This window comes from Streptomyces sp. STAM6 (genome assembly GCF_054963715.1).
In genome coordinates, this window is record NZ_JBUEFZ010000004.1 from 285,999 (window position 1) to 301,900 (window position 15,902).

The 15,902-nt window shown below is 72.2% G+C and carries 16 protein-coding genes; 14 read left to right on the forward strand and 2 right to left on the reverse strand.

Annotated elements, in window-relative coordinates; genetic code table 11:
• The first annotated feature begins 1 nt into the window (after window position 1).
• The 3 genes from ACY34K_RS07975 to ACY34K_RS07985 are packed head-to-tail and all read left to right on the forward strand — an operon-like array spanning window position 2 to window position 2,286.
• A complete protein-coding gene (locus tag ACY34K_RS07975; protein WP_462745222.1) occupies window positions 2–361 on the forward strand; it encodes a histidine triad nucleotide-binding protein in 360 nt (119 codons plus the stop codon).
• Window positions 362–365: 4 nt separating this feature from the next.
• Complete coding sequence (locus tag ACY34K_RS07980) at window positions 366–1,268, forward strand: ribonuclease Z (protein ID WP_462745224.1); 903 nt, start codon at window positions 366–368, stop codon at window positions 1,266–1,268.
• 13 nt (window positions 1,269–1,281) lie between these two features.
• Window positions 1,282–2,286 carry an adenosine deaminase gene (locus ACY34K_RS07985; RefSeq protein ID WP_462745226.1) on the forward strand — a complete coding sequence of 335 codons (1,005 nt, stop codon included), beginning with the start codon at window positions 1,282–1,284 and terminating at the stop codon, window positions 2,284–2,286.
• A gap of 250 nt (window positions 2,287–2,536) precedes the next feature.
• On the opposite strand, the gene ACY34K_RS07990 is transcribed toward ACY34K_RS07985, so the two are convergent.
• Window positions 2,537–3,853 (reverse strand): MFS transporter, encoded by a 1,317-nt coding sequence (locus ACY34K_RS07990; RefSeq protein ID WP_462745228.1) that lies wholly within the window; start codon window positions 3,851–3,853, stop codon window positions 2,537–2,539.
• A gap of 376 nt (window positions 3,854–4,229) precedes the next feature.
• On the opposite strand from ACY34K_RS07990, the gene ACY34K_RS07995 reads away from it, so the two are divergent.
• The 5 genes from ACY34K_RS07995 (at window position 4,230) to ACY34K_RS08015 (ending at window position 8,604) form a co-directional block, all read left to right on the forward strand.
• Window positions 4,230–5,300 (forward strand): PfkB family carbohydrate kinase, encoded by a 1,071-nt coding sequence (locus ACY34K_RS07995; protein ID WP_462745230.1) that lies wholly within the window; start codon window positions 4,230–4,232, stop codon window positions 5,298–5,300.
• Between the two features lie 157 nt (window positions 5,301–5,457).
• Complete coding sequence (locus ACY34K_RS08000) at window positions 5,458–6,453, forward strand: PhoH family protein (protein ID WP_462745232.1); 996 nt, start codon at window positions 5,458–5,460, stop codon at window positions 6,451–6,453.
• Window positions 6,454–6,464: 11 nt separating this feature from the next.
• Complete coding sequence (gene ybeY, locus ACY34K_RS08005) at window positions 6,465–6,962, forward strand: rRNA maturation RNase YbeY (RefSeq protein WP_462745234.1); 498 nt, start codon at window positions 6,465–6,467, stop codon at window positions 6,960–6,962.
• Entirely contained in the window at window positions 6,959–8,254 is a 1,296-nt protein-coding gene (locus ACY34K_RS08010) for a hemolysin family protein (protein ID WP_462745236.1), read from the forward strand. The genes ybeY and ACY34K_RS08010 overlap by 4 nt, the downstream gene beginning before the upstream one ends.
• Window positions 8,251–8,604, forward strand: a complete 354-nt coding sequence (locus ACY34K_RS08015; protein ID WP_462745238.1) for an MmcQ/YjbR family DNA-binding protein — start codon at window positions 8,251–8,253, stop codon at window positions 8,602–8,604. Before ACY34K_RS08010 ends, ACY34K_RS08015 begins: the two co-directional genes overlap by 4 nt.
• Before the next feature lie 48 nt (window positions 8,605–8,652).
• Here the strand turns inward: ACY34K_RS08015 and ACY34K_RS08020 are convergent, their stop codons facing one another.
• Window positions 8,653–10,053, reverse strand: a complete 1,401-nt coding sequence (locus tag ACY34K_RS08020; RefSeq protein WP_462745240.1) for an MFS transporter — start codon at window positions 10,051–10,053, stop codon at window positions 8,653–8,655.
• Window positions 10,054–10,140: 87 nt separating this feature from the next.
• On the opposite strand from ACY34K_RS08020, the gene ACY34K_RS08025 reads away from it, so the two are divergent.
• From ACY34K_RS08025 to era, 6 genes are all read left to right on the forward strand, one after another.
• Window positions 10,141–11,028 carry a helix-turn-helix transcriptional regulator gene (locus ACY34K_RS08025; RefSeq protein ID WP_462745242.1) on the forward strand — a complete coding sequence of 296 codons (888 nt, stop codon included), beginning with the start codon at window positions 10,141–10,143 and terminating at the stop codon, window positions 11,026–11,028.
• Between the two features lie 97 nt (window positions 11,029–11,125).
• Window positions 11,126–11,851, forward strand: a complete 726-nt coding sequence (locus ACY34K_RS08030; RefSeq protein WP_462745244.1) for a hypothetical protein — start codon at window positions 11,126–11,128, stop codon at window positions 11,849–11,851.
• Window positions 11,852–11,909: 58 nt separating this feature from the next.
• Window positions 11,910–12,263, forward strand: coding sequence for a cytidine deaminase (locus ACY34K_RS08035; RefSeq protein ID WP_462745246.1), 354 nt, complete (start codon window positions 11,910–11,912; stop codon window positions 12,261–12,263).
• A gap of 345 nt (window positions 12,264–12,608) precedes the next feature.
• Window positions 12,609–13,934, forward strand: a complete 1,326-nt coding sequence (locus tag ACY34K_RS08040; protein WP_462745248.1) for a beta-xylosidase — start codon at window positions 12,609–12,611, stop codon at window positions 13,932–13,934.
• Between the two features lie 62 nt (window positions 13,935–13,996).
• Window positions 13,997–14,965 carry a WxL protein peptidoglycan domain-containing protein gene (locus ACY34K_RS08045; protein WP_462745250.1) on the forward strand — a complete coding sequence of 323 codons (969 nt, stop codon included), beginning with the start codon at window positions 13,997–13,999 and terminating at the stop codon, window positions 14,963–14,965.
• A complete protein-coding gene (era, locus tag ACY34K_RS08050) occupies window positions 14,943–15,893 on the forward strand; it encodes a GTPase Era (RefSeq protein WP_462745252.1) in 951 nt (316 codons plus the stop codon). Before ACY34K_RS08045 ends, era begins: the two co-directional genes overlap by 23 nt.
• Window positions 15,894–15,902 lie beyond the last annotated feature (9 nt).

A 15,902-nucleotide genomic window follows, 5' to 3' on the forward strand; every position in this document is an offset into this window, starting at 1 on the left:
CATGGCCGGAGAGCCGCAGAGCGACTGCCTGTTCTGCAAGATCGTCTCGGGGGAGGTCCCGGCCACGATCGTCCGTGAGTCGGAGACGACCGTCGCGTTCCGCGACATCAACCCGCAGGCGCCCACCCACGTCCTGGTGATCCCCAAGGCGCACCACGCCGACGCCGCCGCGCTCGCCGCCGAGGCGCCGGAGCTCGCGGCCGACGTGCTGCGCGAGGCCGGGGAGGTCGCCGCCCAGGAGAAGGTCGACGGCAGCGGGTACCGCATCGTCTTCAACACCGGTGCCGGCGCGGGCCAGACCGTCTGGCACGCACACGCCCACGTCCTCGGCGGCCGCGGGCTGAACTGGCCGCCCGGGTAATTCCGTGTCCGTACGCGAATTCGTCGTGCTGGGCACCGCCAGCCAGGTGCCCACACGCCACCGCAACCACAACGGCTACCTCCTGCGCTGGGACGGCGAGGGCATCCTCTTCGACCCCGGCGAGGGCACCCAGCGCCAGATGCTCCGGGCCGGCGTCGCCGCACACGACATCGACCGGATCTGCGTCACCCACTTCCACGGCGACCACTCCCTGGGACTCGCCGGGGTGATCCAGCGCATCAACCTGGACCAGGTCCCGCACCCCGTGACCGCGCACTACCCGGCCAGTGGACAGCGCTTCTTCGACCGGCTGCGGTACGCCACGGCCTACCGCGAGACCGTCCGGCTGGTCGAGGCACCGGTCGCCGACGACGGCGTCCTCGCCGCCACCCCCGGCTACACCCTCGACGCCCTGAGGCTGTCGCACCCCGTCGAGTCCTTCGGCTACCGGCTGGTCGAGCCGGACGGCCGCCGCATGCTGCCCGAGAAGCTCGCCGCGTACGGCATCAAGGGCCCCGACGTGGGCCGCCTCCAGCGCGAAGGCGTCCTCGGCGGGGTGAGCCTCGACGAGGTCAGCGAGGTCCGGCGCGGCCAGCGCTTCGCGTTCGTCATGGACACCCGGCTCTGTGACGCCGTCGACGCGCTCGCCGAGGGCTGCGACATGCTCGTCATCGAGTCCACGTTCCTCGACGAGGACGCCCATCTGGCCGCCGACCACGGGCACCTGACGGCGGGGCAGGCGGCCGCGGTGGCCCGCCGGGCGGGCGTGCGCCATCTGGTGCTGACCCACTTCTCACAGCGCTACAGCGATCCCGACCTGTTCGAACAGCAGGCCCGCACGGCGGGTTTCGACGGCGAGCTGACCATCGCCCACGACCTCGTGCGCGTACCCCTCCCGAAACGCTAGAAGGCCACGCCCCATGCCCCTCACCGAGGCTCTCCCGAAGGCAGAACTGCACCTCCACATCGAGGGGACGCTCGAACCCGAGCTGGCCTTCGAACTCGCCGCCCGCAACGGCATCCGGCTGCGGTACGCGGACACCGAGGACCTCCGCAAGGCGTACCTCTTCCGCGACCTGCAGTCCTTCCTCGACCTGTACTACGAGCTGATGGCCGTGCTGCACACGGCGGACGACTTCGCGGACCTGGCCGACGCGTATCTCGCCCGCGCCGCCGAACAGGGCGTGCGGCACGCCGAGATCTTCTTCGACCCGCAGGCCCACACGGCGCGCGGGGTGCCGCTCGGGACGGTCGTGGAGGGCCTGGCGCGGGCACTGGACCACAGCGAGGAGCGGCACGGCGTCTCCACCCAGCTGATCATGTGCTTCCTGCGCGACCGGTCCGCCGAGTCCGCGCTGCGGACGCTGGAGGCGGCCACGCCGTACCTGCACCGCATCGCGGGTGTCGGCCTGGACTCGGCCGAGGCCGGAAACCCGCCGTCGAAGTTCCGCGAGGTGTACGAGGCGGCCGAGGCGCTCGGCCTGCGGAAGGTGGCCCACGCGGGCGAGGAGGGCCCGCCGGAGTACATCGAGGAGGCCCTGGACGTCCTCGGCGTCGAGCGGATCGACCACGGGCTGCGCGCGGTGGAGGACCCGGAGCTGGTGGCGCGGCTCGCGCGGGAGCGGGTCCCCCTGACCCTGTGCCCGCTGTCGAACGTCCGGCTGCGGGCCGTCGACGTGCTGGAGCGGCACCCGCTGCGGTCGATGATGGACGCCGGGCTGCTGGTCACCGTCAACTCCGACGACCCGGCCTACTTCGGCGGATACGTGGGCGACACCTTCCACGCCGTGCAGGAGGCCCTGGGTCTGGCCCAGGAACAGCTGCGCGAACTGGCGCGGAACTCCTTCCACGCCGCGTTCCTGGAGCACGACGAGGAGCGGCGCGCGCGGTACCTCGCCGAGGTCGAGGCCTACGAGTTCGACTAGGGAGTGTTTCGAAAGTGGCGTCGTCCGCCCGGAGGGCGGGGCCGGGGGCGTCTGGTGCGGGCCAGACCTTCCCGGCCGGACGGGACCTTCGACCTGGGCGCTTCTGCTGGATCAGTCCGGCACGATCCGAAAGAAGCGCCCCAGCCGCGGACAGAGCCCGGAACAGTCCGGTCCGCGGTGCGGCGCCGTGCTGATCCGTCCTGTCCGGCGTCGGCCCGCCGGCCCGGCCCCCCGGCCGGGCCGGGGGTGCTCAGCGGGGCCCGGCGGCCCGGTAGGCGCGGCGCCGCGCCGGTGAGGACACCAGGGCCGGGACCGGCACCTCGGCGACGGGCTGCTCCGGCGCGCCGATCTGCGGGGCTGCCAGCCCCGCCGCCGCGCCCGTGGTGCCCGCGACGACCGCCGTCGGGGCGCCACCGCGGCGGCGTACGGCACCGGGCACCAGGGGGCGGCCGGAGGTGTGCAGGGCGACGGCCGTCATCGGGACGGCGAGCAGCAGCAGGAGCGCGCAGAGGACCAGGCCCATCCCCGGATAGCCCGCCGCGTCCGACAGGACACTGCCGGCGACCGGGCCGCAGGCCACGCCCAGGGAGGACGCCGAGCCCACCAGGACGGCCCAGCGGCCGCGCGGGTCCAGTGAGGCGGCCAGACCGATCAGATACGACAGCACCACCGGGTAGCAGGCGTTCCAGAGGATCTCCCCGCCCGCGAAGGCGGCCAGCCCCTCGGCGGCCGAACTCACCGCGATACAGCCCGCGATCACTACCGTGCCGACCCCGATCGGCACCGCGCGGCCCAGCCGTGAGCCCAGCGCGCCCGCGCCCGTGACGCCGAGCAGCCCGGCGCCGAGCGCCGCCGCGAAGACCATGCCGACCGTGACCTCGCTCAGACCCGCCTGGGTCAGCCCGATCCGGCCGCTGACGCCCCACAGCGCGTTCTGCGCCAGGGACCAGCAGAGGATCGAGCCGGCCAGCACCACACCCGACCGCGGTCGCGGGAGCGGCGTGCCCGTCCCGCGCGCCTGGCCCGTGTCGTGGCCGCTCTCCAGGCGTCCCGTCGCCGGCCACACCGCGGCGGCCACCAGCGCGATCGACGCGAACGGCAGCGCGTGCCCACCGCCCAGGTGGGGGATGGTCAGATACAGGGCGCCCGCCGTGGCGGACACCGACAGCAGACCGAGCGTCGAGCCGCGGTGCGGATCGCGCAGCCCGGCGATACCCGCCGCGGCGACCGCCGTCGCCGTGCCGGAGCCGAGTCCGCCGACCGCCGCGCCTCCGACGACCAGGGGCACCGACGAGGTGAGGGCGGCGCAGCCGTATCCGGCGACGGCCAGCAGCAGGCCGAGCCGGGCGGTCGGGCGCGGCCCGTACCGTTCCACGCGCGAGGCGAGGGTGAAGCCCGCGGCGGCCGAGCACAGCAGCAGGGTCGAGCCGACCAGACCGGCCTGGGCGGGGGTGAGCCCCAGACCCGCGGAGAGCCGGCCCACGACGGTCGGGAGGAGGTACGCGGCGAGGTAGCCGGCGGTGAAGAGGGCGACGAGCGGCCACAGGGCGCGCGGGCGCGGGGGCATGGGCGTTCCCGGGAACAGGAAAAGGGCGAAGGAGGGGTGGAGCGCCCGGTGTTGCACACGGGAACGCGCGCCAATTTGTATCAAGCGGGCCGGGCGCGCGAGAAGGCGAGATCATGTGATCCGAGTCACAAAGTGTTTGGTGGTCTCGGCGTCGGGTAGGCACGTCACTTTTCCGCGTGCCGTCGGCCCGCCGCGATCCGGCCGAATCGGGCACACTGGCCAGATCCGCACCGCGATCGGGGAGCCCGCCGTGACCACACCCAGAGGAGAACAGCCTCTTCGGCAACCACGCGCGCACCACGCACCGCCGGGCGCCACCGAGCCCCGGGCCCAGGGTGCACACGATCAGCGGCGTCCGTGGCAACACAGCGCGGGGGTGGACCCGTTGGGCGCCCTGCGCACGGCCGCCGATCCGGAGTGCGACGTCTTCCTCACCGGCACGGTCTTCCTGGACATCATCTTCACCGGACTCGACACCGCCCCCGTCCGCGGCACCGAGAGCTGGGCCCGCGGCATGGGTTCCAGCCCCGGCGGGGTCGCCAACATGGCGACCGCCCTGTCCCGCCTCGGGCTGCGCACCTCGCTCGCCGCAGCCTTCGGTGACGACCACTACGGCGAGTACTGCTGGGACGCCCTGGAGCAGGGTGAGGGCATCGACCTGTCCCGGTCGCGCACCGTACCCGGCTGGCACTCCCCGGTGACCGTCTCCATGGCGTACGAGGGCGAGCGCACCATGGTCTCCCACGGCCACGCCGCCCCGCCCCCGGAGGACGCCCTGCCGGAGTGCCCGCCACGCGCGCGTGCCGCCGTGGCCTCGCTGGTGCCCGGGCAGAGCGAGCCGTGGGTCGCCGAGGCCGCCCGGAGCGAGACCCGGATCTTCGCGGACGTCGGCTGGGACGACACCGGCCGCTGGGACCTGGGCGCCCTCGCCGACCTGAGGCACTGCGAGGCGTTCCTGCCCAACGCCGAGGAGGCGATGCGCTACACCCGCACCTCCTGTCCGCGCGCCGCCGCCCGCGCGCTCGCCGAGAAGGTGCCCGTCGCCGTCGTCACCCTGGGCGCGGAGGGCGCCTACGCGGTGGACGGGGCGACCGGCGAGACGGCCGAGGTCCCGGCCATCGAGGTCGCCGCGCTGGACCCGACCGGCGCCGGGGACGTCTTCGTCGCCGGGTTCGTCACCGGCACGCTGGCCGGCTGGCCGCTCGCCGACCGGCTGGCCTTCGCGGGTCTGACCGCCGCCCTGTCGGTGCAGGAATTCGGGGGGTCGCTCTCCGCGCCCGGCTGGGTCGAGATCGCCACCTGGTGGGACCACGTCCAGGGCATCACCGGACAGGATCCCGCGGCCCTGCGCCGGTACGCCTTCCTGGAGCCGCTGCTGCCCGACCCGATCCGGCCCTGGCCGCTGCGCCGGGCCGTGCCGACGATCGGCTTCCGGCGCTCGGCCTGACCGGGACGGCACCGGCCGCTTCCGAGGCCGCCGCCGAGGGTCGCCGTGGAAAAGCCCTCGGCCTTGTCAGTGCCACGACGTAGGCTGGATGTTCCAGAGGTTGTCGATCGGCGAGAACCCTGCAGCAGGAGGTATGTGCAGGCCACAGAGCCGGCCCATGACTCAGACACCCACAGACCAGGTACGAGCCCATTTCACCGTCCCGGCCAAGCACCCCATGGTGACCGTGCTCGGCTCGGGTGATGCCCTGTTGCGCGTGATCGAGGACGCGTTCCCCGGAGCCGACATCCATGTCCGGGGCAATGAGATCAGCGCGGTCGGGGACGCGACGGAAGTGGCTCTGATCCAGCGCCTGTTCGACGAGATGATGCTGGTGCTCCGCACCGGGCAGCCGATGACGGAGGACGCAGTGGAACGCTCGATCGCCATGCTCAAGGAGGAGACCGGGGGACGGGCGGTCGAGACACCGTCCGAGGTGCTCACGCAGAACATCCTCTCCAGCCGCGGTCGCACCATCCGCCCGAAGACCCTCAACCAGAAGCGGTACGTCGACGCGATCGACAGGCACACGGTGGTCTTCGGCATCGGCCCCGCCGGTACCGGCAAGACGTACCTCGCCATGGCCAAGGCGGTGCAGGCCCTGCAGTCCAAGCAGGTCACACGGATCATTCTGACCCGGCCCGCCGTCGAGGCCGGCGAGCGCCTCGGCTTCCTGCCGGGCACGCTCTACGAGAAGATCGACCCGTATCTGCGGCCGCTGTACGACGCGCTGCACGACATGCTCGACCCCGACTCCATCCCGCGCCTGATGGCCGCGGGCACCATCGAGGTCGCGCCGCTGGCGTACATGCGGGGCCGGACGCTCAACGACGCGTTCATCATCCTCGACGAGGCGCAGAACACGAACCCCGAGCAGATGAAGATGTTCCTCACCCGCCTCGGTTTCGACTCCAAGATCGTCATCACGGGCGACATCACCCAGATCGACCTGCCGGGCGGCACGAAGAGCGGCCTGCGCCAGGTCCGGGAGATCCTGGACGGTGTGGAGGACGTCCACTTCTCGATGCTCACGTCGAACGACGTCGTACGGCACAAGCTCGTGGGCCGTATCGTCGACGCGTACGAGAAGTACGACAACCGAAACGGGAAGTAGCGCAAAGCACCATGTCGATCGACGTCAACAACGAGTCCGGCACCGAGGTCGACGAACAGGCGATCCTCGACGTCGCCCGCTACGCGCTGGCGCGCATGCGCATCCACCCTCTCTCCGAGCTCTCGGTGATCGTGGTGGACGCCGAGGCGATGGAGCAGCTCCACATCCAGTGGATGGACCTGCCGGGCCCGACGGACGTCATGTCCTTCCCGATGGACGAACTGCGCCCGCCGGCCAAGGACGACGAGGAGCCCCCGCAGGGGCTCCTCGGCGACATCGTGCTCTGCCCCGAGGTGGCGGCCAAGCAGGGCCAGGACGCCCCCACGCAGCACTCCATGGACGAGGAGCTCCAGCTCCTGACCGTCCACGGGGTGCTGCACCTGCTCGGATACGACCACGAGGAGCCGGACGAGAAGGCCGAGATGTTCGGTCTGCAGGCGGCGATCATCGATGGCTGGCGGGCGGAGAAGGGGCTGACCGGCCCCTCCCCGGCGCCGACCGTCTCATGACCCCCCAACTGATCCTCGGCGCGGTCGCGCTGGTCGTGATCGCGTGGCTCGCGGCCTGCGCCGAGGCGGGCATCGCGCGTGTCTCCAGCTTCCGCGCCGCGGAAGCCCTCCGGGCCGGCCGCAAGGGCGCGGCCAAGCTGGCCCAGGTCGCCTCCGACCCCGTCCGGTACCTGAACGTGGCGCTGCTGGTCCGGGTGGCCTGCGAGATGGCCGCCGGGGTCCTGGTGACGTACGCCTGCCTGGAGGAGTTCCGGGAGACCTGGGCAGCGCTGCTCGTCGCGATAGGCGTGATGGTGCTCGTGTCGTACGTCGCCGTCGGCGTGTCGCCGCGCACCATCGGCCGCCAGCACCCGCTGAACACCGCGACCGCCGCCGCGTACGTCCTGCTGCCGCTCGCCCGTGTCATGGGCCCCGTCCCGCAGCTGCTGATCCTCATCGGCAACGCGCTCACGCCCGGCAAGGGCTTCCGTAAGGGGCCCTTCGCCTCCGAGGCCGAGCTGCGCGCCATGGTCGACCTGGCCGAGCAGGAGTCGCTGATCGAGGACGAGGAGCGCCGGATGGTGCACTCCGTCTTCGAGCTCGGCGACACGCTCGTGCGCGAGGTGATGGTCCCGCGCACCGATCTCGTCTCCATCGAGCGCTACAAGACCATCCGCCAGGCCCTCACCCTCGCCCTGCGCTCCGGCTTCTCCCGGATCCCGGTGACCGGTGAGAACGAGGACGACATCGTCGGCATCGTCTACCTGAAGGACCTGGTCAGGAAGACCCACATCAACCGGGACGCGGAGGCGGACCTGGTCTCCACCGCGATGCGCGCCGCCACGTTCGTCCCCGACACCAAGAACGCCGGCGACCTGCTCCGGGAGATGCAGCAGGAGCGCAACCACTGCGCGGTCGTCATCGACGAGTACGGCGGCACCGCCGGCATCGTCACGATCGAGGACATCCTGGAGGAGATTGTCGGCGAGATCACCGACGAGTACGACCGGGAGCTGCCGCCCGTCACGGAGCTCGGCGAGGGGCGCTTCCGGGTCACCGCGCGGCTCGACATCGGCGATCTCGGTGAGCTGTTCGGTCTCGACGAGTACGACGACGAGGACGTGGAGACGGTCGGAGGCCTGCTCGCCAAGGCGCTCGGCCGGGTCCCGATCGCCGGGGCGACGGCCGTGGTGGACCTGCCCGACGGGCGGGCGCTGCGGCTGACCGCCGAGTCCCCGGCCGGCCGGCGCAACAAGATCGTCACCGTGCTCGCCGAGCCGGTACCGACCGCACCGGAGGACGAGGCGGCATGACACCGGAGCAGCTGAGGGCGTTCTGCCTGGCCTTCAACGACGCGGTGGAGGAGTTCCCCTTCGGGCCGGAGACCTCGGTCTTCAAGGTCGCGGGCAAGATGTTCGCGCTCAGCGCCCTGGACGCACGGCCGCTCACCGTCAATCTCAAGTGCGACCCGGAGATCGCCGTCCAGCTGCGCGCGGAGCACCCGGCGGTCGTGCCGGGCTACCACATGAACAAGCGCCACTGGAACACCGTCACCGTCGGCGGGCTCCCGGACCGGATGGTCCGGGAACTCGTCGAGGACTCCTACGACCTGGTGGTCGCCGGACTGCCCCGAACCACCCGCCTCCGACTCGACCGGCCCTGACAGGCGCTCGGTCCTCCTGGCTTCGCCCGGGGGAACAAACGCCTCGGCTCACTTGCGTGCCGTGCGCAGGCCCAGGCCCACCAGGACCGCCGACGCCAGCACGATCGCCACGCCCAGCGCCACGACCGTACGCACCCCGGCGAACAGGTCCGTGCCCGTCGTCGCCAGCACCCCCAGCAGCGGGATGCCGATCGTCAGGCTCACCTGCTGGGTCGTGGTGACCAGGCCCGTCGCGAGGCCCTGCTCCTCGTCCGGAACGCCCGAGGTCACCGTCAGGCCGTACGAGATGATCGCGCCCAGGTGGCAGACGCTCGCCAGGCTGACGGCGACCGCGGCCAGCAGCGCCCCCGACTCCCGGCCCAGGCCCAGCAGCGCCGCCATGAACAGGCCCTGGCCCACCAGCGAGGCCACCAGGGTGCGGTGGGCACCGATCCGGCCGATCACCTTCGGGGCCAGTGACCCCGCCACCACCGACAGCAGACCCTGCACACCGAAGACCAGCCCCGTCCAGAACGCCGAGAGCCCGAGCACCTCCTGCAGGTAGAGGGTCAGCGTGAAGATGACCGCGGACATCATGGAGAAGGTGATCAGCCCGCCCAGGTTGCCGAACGCGACCGTTCTGCGGCGCAGCATCGGCAGTGAGACGAGCGGGGCGTCGTGTCGTGACTCGACGACCACGAACACCGCCAGCAGCCCCAGTCCTACGGCCAGGCTCACGATCACGTCGACGCCGCCGAACCCGCGCTCGGCGGCCGTCGACAGGGCGTAGATCAGCGCGAGCAGACCACCGGTGACGGTGACCGCCCCGGGCACGTCCAGGCGGGGCCGCTCGGGGGTCCTCGACTCGGGCAGCAGGCCCGGTGCCAGCGGCAGGACGACCAGCGTGCACAGCGCCAGCAGTCCCATCGTGGAGCGCCAGCCGAGGGTGTCGGTCATCACGCCACCCAGCAGCATGCCGACGGTGAAGCCGAGCGACAGCAGTGTGCCGCTGATGCCCAGCGCCCGGTCGCGCTGCGGGCCCTCGGGGAACGTCGTCGTCAGCAGCGACATGCCGGCCGGCACGATGACCGCCGCGCCGAGCCCCTGAAGCGCCCGGCCCGCCAGGAAGGATGCCGGACCCCAGGCGAACGTCGCCAGCAGTGACGCGGCCCCGAAGACGGCCAGCCCGGTGAGGAACAGCCGCCGCCGCCCGTACAGGTCGGCGATCCGCCCGAACAGCAGCAGGAACCCGCCGGACGGCAGGGCGAACGCGGTGACCGCCCACTGCAGCGCCGACTGACCGAGCCCCAGGTCCCGGCCGAGGTCGGGGAGCGCCACGTTCAGTACGGAGAAGTCGAGCGCGACCATGAACTGGGCGGCGCACAGCACGATGAGGATGAGCCTCGCGCGGCCGGTCAGCCGGGGTACGGCCGCGTCCGGCGCGGAGAGGGAAGGGGTGTCTATTGCCATGCTCACACCCTCCGAGCGGCGGACCGGCCGTGGGGAGCGGGAACTTATCCTGTTGGCCGCACCACCAGCCTGGGGGGAAGGAAGCGCGTGGCGACACCTGCCGAGAGCGACAGCACGAAGGCCCACCGGCTCGCAGAGCTGCGGGAGTTCCTCCGGAGCCGCCGCGCCCGGATCAGTCCGGCCGAGGCGGGCCTCCCGGACGGCGGGGCCCGGCGCCGTACACCCGGTCTGCGCCGCGAGGAGGTCGCGGTCCTCGCGGGCGTGGGCGTCTCCTGGTACCAGTGGCTGGAGCAGGGCCGGGACATCACCGTCTCGCCCCAGGTGCTCGACTCGGTGGCCCGGGTGCTCAGGCTCACCGCCGCCGAACGCCGCCACCTGTACGTGCTCGCCGGGCTCAACCCGCCGCCGCCGGAGGTCGATCCGGGCGCCCGCGACATGTGCGCGGGACTGCGCAGGCTGATCGACGCGTGGATGCCGTTCCCCGCTCACATCATGGACGTCTACTGGAACGCGATCATGTACAACGACTCCGCGTCCCTCGTCCTCGGCATGCGGCCGGACATCTCCCAGAACTGTCTGATCGCCTTCTTCACCGACCCCGTCTACCGGGCCCGCAGCGCGAGTTGGGAACAACTCGCACCGCAGGTCGTGGCCCAGTACCGAGCCGCGTGCTCCGAATGCCCCGACGACGACGGCTTCCGCGAGGTCGTGCGGGAGGCCAAGGCGGTGAGCGAGGAGTTCGCCGAGCTGTGGGACCGGCGGGACATCGCCCCGGGCGGCCAGATCCGCAAGGAGCTGGAACACCCCCTGGTGGGCACACTCCACCTGGAGGCGACCCAACTGCGCGTCCCCGCACGGCCGGACCTGACGATCGTGCTGCACACCCCGCTGCCCGAGGAGGACACGCCGGCGAAGCTGGAGTGGCTCGCGAGCCCGGAGGGGCGGCGGGGAGCGCTTTATCGCGTGGCGGGCTGAGTGCCTGCTGTGTATATCCTCTGCCCGGCCCACTTGGGCGGGGAGGGGGGAACCGCAGCTCCCCAAGCACACGCAATTTCTTTGGGGAGTACATCTCATGAGCATCCGTATGCGTCGTGGCGTCGCCGCCGCGCTCGCCGTTTCCGCCCTCTGTTTCACCGCCGCGTGCAGCGGCTCGTCCGACAAGGGCGGCGCCGACAAGCCGAAGGCGTCGGACAAGGCCGCCGACAAGCCCGCAGAGCAGGGCGGGGAGGCGGGCGGCGCGCCGCTGACCGCCGAGCAGCTGAAGGCCGGTCTGCTGGAGCTCAAGGACCTGCCGAAGGGCTGGAAGGCGGAGGCCGCGGCCCCCGGGACCGAGGTCTACAAGACGGACAAGGCCGAGTGCCAGCCGCTGACCCTGCTGATGACGGACAAGATCCCCGGCGCCACGATCGGCGGCGACGTGGAGTTCGGTGACACGAACAGCAGCATCCTGGCCCAGCAGGTCCTCTCCTTCTCGGGCAAGGGTGCCGCGGACTACGTGTCCTCCATCGACACCGCCGCCGGTGCCTGCACCGCCTTCACGGTCGAGATGTCGGGCCAGAAGGTCAAGGTCACGACCGAGAAGCTGACGGCCCCGAAGGTCGGCGAGGACGCCACCGCCCTGCGTATGACCATGCAGATGTCGCCGGAGATGAAGATCGCCTCCGACGTCCTGGTCACCCGCCAGGGCACCGGTGTGACCCGCGTGGCCTTCGTCCCCTCCCCGCCCGCCACCCACAAGGACTTCGACGCGCTGGCCAAGCTGGCCGGGGAGAAGTTCGTCAAGGGCGTCCAGGGCTGACCCTCCCGGCGCCAAGGGCGGCCGGGGGAGACCCCGGCCGCCGACTTATGCTCGGGGCATGACGCAGAGCACCGACCTCGGCCCCGAAGACCGCAAGATCATCACGCTGGCGCGCAGCGCCCGTGCCCGTAACGGCGTGCCCGAGGGCGCGGCGGTGCGCGACGAGACCGGGCGGACGTACGTCGCCGGCACCGTCGCCCTGGAGTCGCTCCGGCTCAGCGCGCTGCAGACGGCCGTCGCGATGGCGGTGGCGAGCGGCGCCAAGTCGCTGGAGGCTGCGGCCGTCGTCACCGACGCCGAGGCCGCGTCGGACGCCGACCGCGCCGCCGTACGCGATCTGGGCGGCGCGGACACCCCCGTGCTGCTCGCCGGCCCGGACGGCGAACTGCGCACCACGGTGACCGCGGGCTGACGAGCCCCCGGCCCCGCCGGCCCCTCGGCGCACCCCCTCCTGCCACGCCCCTGTCCTGCCACGCCGCCGTCCCGTCACGCCCGCCACGATCCCGGCGCCCGCTGCCGGCGCGGTCCGTGCCGGGAAGCGGGACCGGTCGCCAACCCTCCTCCGTGCCGCCCCGGCCGCCGGGCCGACCGGCGTGGCCGGCGTGACGAGGCGGAGTGGCCGCATCCGCTCTGACCTGCGGGAACGCGGATCTTGACAGTATCTGATGGGCCATCAGGGATGGTGCTCCGGCGCCATTGACTTCTCTCGCCGCCCGCCCGTCAATGGCGCCCTCTCATCCCACAGGAGGGGCACCTCATGGCAACCCTGCGAAGACGACGCTGGGCCGCGCTCGTCGGCGCCACCGCCCTCGCGCTCACCACCGGCGGCGCGCTCGCCGCACCGGCCGGCGCACAGGTCACCGCCGCCCAGGCGGTGGACTTCCCCACTCACTGCGTCCCGCCGCCGATCGCGGGCATCCCGCCCATCGACGGCACCACCACCGCCGAGATCACCGTCGACAAGACCTCCCCCAAGGTCGGCGACACGGTCACCGTCACCTACACGGTCACCAAGCCCGCCGCCGGGAACCCGGTCGACCTCGCACTGCCGGCCGACATCATGACCCCGACCGGCAAGGTCACCCTCGGCGGCGCCCAGTCCGGCCCGGTCACCGTCACCGGACCCAAGAAGAACCCGCCGGTCCCCGGCAAGGGCACCTTCCCGCCGTTCTCGATGACCGGCACCTTCACGGTCACCGCGCCCGGCCCGATCACCCTCTCTCCCGGCGACTACAACATCCACACCAGCTACATCATGGAGCTGGACACCCCCTGCACGGTCAAGAACCCGCCCGCGCCGGTCTCCCTGACGATCGTCGCGACCGACCAGCCCGGCGCCAACGAGCGGGCGCTCTCCCTCGGTACGGCCTCCGGCAAGCCCGGCGACCAGGTCGTGGTGACCGGCACCAAGTTCACCCCGAACTCCGCCGTCACCGTCTCCGGACGGGCCGGGACGGCGGAGACCGCCGACAAGGCGACCGTCACGGCGAACGCGTCGGGCGGCTTCAGCGTGTCCCTGAAGGTCGACGACAAGGCGACCACCGGGATCGTCGCGTACGAGGGCGCCGCGTGGAGCGCGGACAAGGGTGCCGGTCCGGCGGCGTACACGGTCGTCGACGACACCCCGCTGCCCGCGAACAGCCAGAAGATCGGCACGTCCGTCGCCGCCGGCACGCTGTCGATGACGCAGGCGGGGGACAGCGTGCGGCTGTCGTCCGTCGACTTCGGCAAGGGCGGCGCGGCGACGGGCGAGCTGAAGACGGTGACGGTCAAGGACTTCCGCGGCGGACCCGCGGGCTGGTCCCTCACCGGCAAGGTCACCGACTTCAGCGGCCCCGGTGGCACGATCGGCGCCGGGAAGCTGAGCTGGACACCGGCCTGCACGGCCAAGCAGGGCAGCCCCAGCACCTGTGCGGCCGGCTCGGCGGGCCCGGTCGGCGGCACCGGCGCGACGCTCGCCTCCACCCCGAACGCGGCGCTCACCGGCGGTGAGTTCACCGTGGACGCGAAGCTCTCGCTGGACATCCCCTCGTTCACGGCACCCGGCGCGTACGCGGGTGTGCTGACCCTGACCCTCACCTGACCCGCATCAACACGGCGGGCCGAGCCGCACCGGCCCGCCCCGACACCGGGGGGTCCGCACCCGTGCCGCGCAAGCTCCTGCTCCTGGTCGGCGTCCTGCTCGCCGTCCCCTTCGCCGTCACCGCACCCGCCCACGCCGCCGAGAACGGCGAGTGGTCCGTCTATCCCGCCGCTTCCGAACTCGGCAGGCGGCCCTACTTCTACCTCTCGGCCGACCCGGGCGCCACACTCACCGACGAGGTGACGCTCACCAACAAGACCTCCCGCCCGCTGACGTTCCGGTTGTACGCCGCCGACGCGTACAACACCGAGCGGGACGGCGGCTTCGCGGTACGCACCGCGGCGGAGCCCCAGCGGGGCGTCGGCGCCTGGGCGAAGCCCGCACGAACCCGGGTGACGGTCCCCGCGCGCGGACACGTCACCGTCCCCTGCACCCTCACCGTCCCGCCGGGCGCCGAGCCGGGCGACCACGCCGGCGCGCTGGTCGCCCTCGACGAGCGGATCGACCCGGCCGCGCCGGGGGCGGTCGCGGTCGGCGTCCAGCGGGCGGTCGGCGCCCGCGTCTACGTGCGGGTGACGGGCCCGACCGTTCCCGCGCTCGCCGTCGAGGACGTCACCCTGGCGCACGACCGCCCCCTGGTGCCGGGCACCGGCCGGAGCACCGCCCTCGTCTCGTACACCCTGCACAACCGGGGGAATGTGACGCTCAACCCCAGGGTCGCGATCGAGGCGGAGGGGTTGTTCGGCCGCACCCTGCTCGCCCGCGACCTGGACGGGATCCCGGCCGAGCTGCTGCCACGCCAGAAGATCCGCCTCACCGAGCGCTGGACGGACGCGCCCCAGCTGGAGTGGGGCGACATCACCCTGACCGCCACCGCGAAGGACGTGCGGGAGTCGGCGGCGGTGTCGTTCTTCGCGCTGCCGTGGCTGGTCGCGGTGGCCGTACTGGTGGCGGGAGGGGCTGCGCTCCTGCGGCTGCGGTACGTGAGGCGTGCGGCGATCGGGGAGAATGGCCCCCATGAGCGCTCGTAACCCAGAATCCGAAGCCGCCCACCGGGCGGGTTTCGCCTGCTTCGTCGGCCGCCCCAACGCGGGTAAGTCCACCCTCACGAACGCTCTCGTCGGTCAGAAGGTGGCGATCACCTCCAACCGGCCGCAGACCACCCGGCACACCGTCCGCGGCATCGTGCACCGCCCGGACGCCCAGCTGGTCCTGGTGGACACCCCCGGCCTGCACAAGCCGCGCACCCTGCTGGGCGAGCGGCTCAACGACGTGGTGCGCACGACGTGGGCCGAGGTGGACGTCATCGGCTTCTGCCTGCCGGCCAACGAGAAGCTGGGCCCGGGCGACCGGTATATCGCCAAGGAGCTCGCCGGGATCAAGAAGACCCCGAAGGTCGCGATCGTCACCAAGACCGACCTCGTCGACTCCAAGACGCTGGCCGAGCAGCTCATCGCGATCGACCGGCTCGGCAAGGAGCTGGGCATCGAGTGGCAGGAGATCGTGCCGGTCTCCGCGGTCGGCGACAAGCAGGTCCAGCTCGTGGCCGACCTGTTGATCCCCCTGCTCCCGGAGTCCCCGCCGCTCTACCCCGAGGGCGACCTCACGGACGAGCCGGAGCAGGTCATGGTCGCCGAGCTGATCCGCGAGGCGGCCCTGGAGGGCGTGCGGGACGAGCTGCCGCACTCGATCGCGGTGGTGGTCGAGGAGATGCTCCCGCGCGAGAACCGCCCGGCGGACAAGCCGCTGCTGGACATCCACGCCAACGTCTACATCGAGCGCCCGAGCCAGAAGGGCATCATCATCGGCCCCAAGGGCCGGCGCCTGAAGGAAGTCGGCACGAAGTCCCGCAAGCACATCGAGGCGCTCCTCGGCACCCCGGTCTTCCTGGATCTGCACGTCAAGGTCGCGAAGGACTGGCAGCGGGACCCGAAGCAGCTGCGGAAGCTGGGCTTCTGAGCGTGCCCG